This is a genomic window from Microcoleus sp. S36b_A4, from assembly GCF_036700645.1.
Taxonomy (GTDB): domain Bacteria; phylum Cyanobacteriota; class Cyanobacteriia; order Cyanobacteriales; family Microcoleaceae; genus Microcoleus.
The window spans coordinates 1-3,012 of the sequence record NZ_JAUBPI010000192.1 but is presented as its reverse complement, the minus strand read 5'-3'; the positions used below and the strand labels follow the sequence as shown (position 1 = coordinate 3,012).

Sequence of the window (3,012 nt, the reverse complement as noted above, 5' to 3'; positions counted from 1 at the left end):
AAACTTATCTCGTCAAGGCGATCTCGAATTCACTCATTTTTCGCAATGCTGTTTTCTGACTTTTTCAGCAAGCCCTACTTAAAAATTGATTAATCTAATGAATTTTTAAGTATAGCTTAAGATTAAAAAAAGGAAATTTATGGTACTAAGCATTATTGTTCACGGTGGAGCAAAAACCATCTCAGAAGAGAAGGTTGCAGCCAACAATGCAGGCTGTACCGCAGCAGCAGAAGCGGGTTGGGCAGTGCTCGCAAGCGGGGGTTCCGCAGCAGAAGCAGTTGAGGCAGCTATCCGGGTTCTGGAAGCTGACCAGACATTTAACGCAGGCTTTGGATCGGTTCTCAACAACCAGGGAGAAGTAGAGCTAGACGCAGCGATCATGGAAGGCGGTTCATTAGCTTGGGGAGCCCTCGCAAATGTTCAAGGGGTGCGCCATCCCATCTCCGTGGCGCGAAAGATTATGGATAAAAAACCCATGTTCTTAGTAGCGGATCACGCAGAAGATTTTGCGGCAGAAATTGGAGCCGAGATGTGTACAAAAGAAGACTTAATCGCGGATGAGCAACAGGAAGAGTGGGAGGAGGAAAAAGAAGTTATTGACCGCCCTAATACCGTTGGTTGTGTAGCTTTGGATAGTAGTGGCACCTTAGTTGCCGGTACCTCAACAGGCGGCACTATGAATAAGCCCGCCGGTCGCGTCGGCGACAGCGCCATTATCGGCTCAGGCTTGTTTGCTGAAAATGAACAGGGCGGTTGCTCGACCACAGGCGATGGTGAGTCGATTATGCCAGTAGTTTTGGCTAAGGTTGCGATCGACATTCTCGCATCCGGCAAGCACCCAGACGATGCAGCGCAGATGGCTATTGAGACTCTGGCATCTAAGGTGGCAGGAGAAGCTGGGTGTATCCTCATAGACCCTCAAGGGCGGGTTGGCTGGGCGCATAACTCAACCGACATGGCTTGTGCTTATAGAACCGAAGAAATGGACAAGGTGGCTGTGTTCACTAAGAAAAAACAACTCGTCCATCATTGAAATTATTGAGGCTGCATTCTCTCTAGTTGGAGAGACTTAAAATTCCGCAACTAATATCTTGTTTCCTAGGTATTAAGTAGCTGGACATCAATAAACATTTTTTCAATTTGTAGGGCGGGCCTTGCCCACCCTACTTTTAATTATGTCGAGCTACTTAGTGGCCGAGAAAACAGTTCAATTCAAACTCGACTTGAAGGTTTCTTATGAACTCCACATACGATTTTCCTTACTTTCAGGGTAATTCTCTTTCCGATTTGTTTGCTTCCGATATCACAGATGCACGTTATGCCTTCATCCTAAATTACCCTGCAACTGCCAGTTGGGCTGCTTACCCCAACAGGGAAAAATACTTTATTCAAGACGGCAGCAGTGAAGCCACCAAAACTTCTTTCGACAAGATTGGCCAGAAGGAACCTTGGAAAAATCTCGCTGTGTTAGGCGAGGCCATCCCAGGGATTGTGATTAATGAGCCGCCAAACTCGCTGATGGACTATTGGCGGGAGCATTTTGGCTTCAGCTACCGCAGTATGGAGATGATAGACTGCTCAACTTATCTTGATGATCTCAGCAGCAGCGATCGCTTTGACAAACTCCTGACTCTATTTCCCTTCGACAATCTCAAACCCGAAAAACACGCCGTCCATCCCGACATCCACTACCACTTGCTCAGCAAAGCAACGCTAGCAGAATTAGGGGTGCAATGTCCGAAATACCAAAGCTACAATCTGCACGAAGTCAATCTCGAAAGCATTCAGTTACCAGAGCAATTCCCCTACTTGATTAAAACATCCCACGGACTTTCTGGAGAAGGCACTTATATTATCAAAAGCGCCAGCGATCTGAACTACTGCTTGCAGGAAGTGAGGAAATATCTCGATATTAAGTTGGTGGATACGATTATTGTCTCGGAATTCGTCAAGAATGAAGTGCAAAACTATTGCGTGCAGTTCTATGTAAGCAAAACGGGAGATATCACGCTTATCGGCACTACCAGTCAACTTGTCACCCCAGAGGGCAGCTATTTAGGGGGACTGATTCACTACCGCGAAACCGACATGAGTAGGTTTTTTGAGATGATTGCCGCTATTGGTAAATATGCTCACCAACAGGGTTATTTCGGCGTTATTGGCTTCGACGTGCTGGAAGACTCGGAGGGAGAGTTGTATGCCATTGATGCCAATTTCCGAGTTAATGGCTCGACTCCGCTGTGTGTGCAGCGCCATACCTTACTGGGGCTGGGAAAGGAGGTGGCTAAGTATTCGAGTGACTGGCGAATGGATGGGACTTTGGAATCGATTCTTGTCACCCTGAAACCAGAACTCGATCGCAAGGACTTGATCATCCTGTCGGCTTTAGAGAAGGTTAAATACGGGAAAATCTACACGGAAATTTACGGGATAGTTGCTGGTGAGGATATGAAGGATATGCAGCACATCGAACAGAATTTGCACAGTAAGGGATTGCAGCAATAGGGTTAATATCTACTCTACCGATTGCAGCGGTTATGCGGTTCAATTAAATCGGCTTAATAACTATTTTCCCAAGGCAAAATATCATTGGTCGGTTTCTCAAAACAATCTCTAACTCGCTACTCTGCTGATAATTCTTGAATTTTGTTAATAGCCTCTTGGTAATCACTTGTATTTCCTTGGTACTTGTACAAGTCAGCGGCTTTTTGATAATCGGCGATCGCCTCTGCTTTTTGTCCTAGGTCAGACTTGGCTAAACCACGATTGTAGTAGGCATGAGCATTATAGTAAGTAAGCTCGATTACCTTACTATAATCTGCGATCGCTGCTTCTTTTTCCCCTAGATTATACTTAGTCAAACCCCGATTGTAGTAAGGATTAGGAGAGACTGTTGGCGAATTCGCAGGGGGTGTTACCCATCACCTCTGGGAGGCAGTAGACCTCTTGCGAAAGTCTCAGACGAGCGCTAGTTTGTCTTCAAAAAAAGTTCATAATTATAAATACCAGCGA

At 45.8% G+C, this 3,012-nt stretch carries 3 protein-coding genes and 1 pseudogene; 2 read left to right on the top strand and 2 right to left on the bottom strand.

From position 1 onward, the window contains the following. The first annotated feature begins 139 nt into the window (after window positions 1-139). Both QUA03_RS28630 and QUA03_RS28625 read left to right on the top strand, forming a co-directional pair. Entirely contained in the window at window positions 140-1,033 is an 894-nt protein-coding gene (locus tag QUA03_RS28630) for an isoaspartyl peptidase/L-asparaginase family protein (RefSeq protein ID WP_333217071.1), read from the top strand. Between the two features lie 203 nt (window positions 1,034-1,236). Beyond that, on the top strand, window positions 1,237-2,505 hold the full coding sequence (locus QUA03_RS28625) for a carbamoylphosphate synthase large subunit (protein WP_333217069.1): 1,269 nt from the start codon (window positions 1,237-1,239) through the stop codon (window positions 2,503-2,505). A gap of 116 nt (window positions 2,506-2,621) precedes the next feature. Here the strand turns inward: QUA03_RS28625 and QUA03_RS28620 are convergent, their stop codons facing one another. Both QUA03_RS28620 and QUA03_RS28615 read right to left on the bottom strand, forming a co-directional pair. Continuing rightward, the gene (locus QUA03_RS28620) at window positions 2,622-2,825 is read right to left on the bottom strand and encodes a tetratricopeptide repeat protein (protein ID WP_445304884.1); all 204 of its coding nucleotides are present in this window, start codon (window positions 2,823-2,825) and stop codon (window positions 2,622-2,624) included. Beyond that, window positions 2,808-2,864, bottom strand: a pseudogene (locus tag QUA03_RS28615) (hypothetical protein); the annotation flags it as partial. The gene QUA03_RS28620 and the pseudogene QUA03_RS28615, both read right to left, overlap by 18 nt. Window positions 2,865-3,012: the final 148 nt, after the last annotated feature.

Bases quoted from the DNA above. Each gene is read 5' to 3' on its own strand.
- QUA03_RS28630 (WP_333217071.1), top strand. From the start codon at position 140: ATGGTACTAAGCATTATTGTTCACGGTGGAGCAAAAACCATCTCAGAA.
- QUA03_RS28625 (WP_333217069.1), top strand. From the start codon at position 1,237: ATGAACTCCACATACGATTTTCCTTACTTTCAGGGTAATTCTCTTTCC.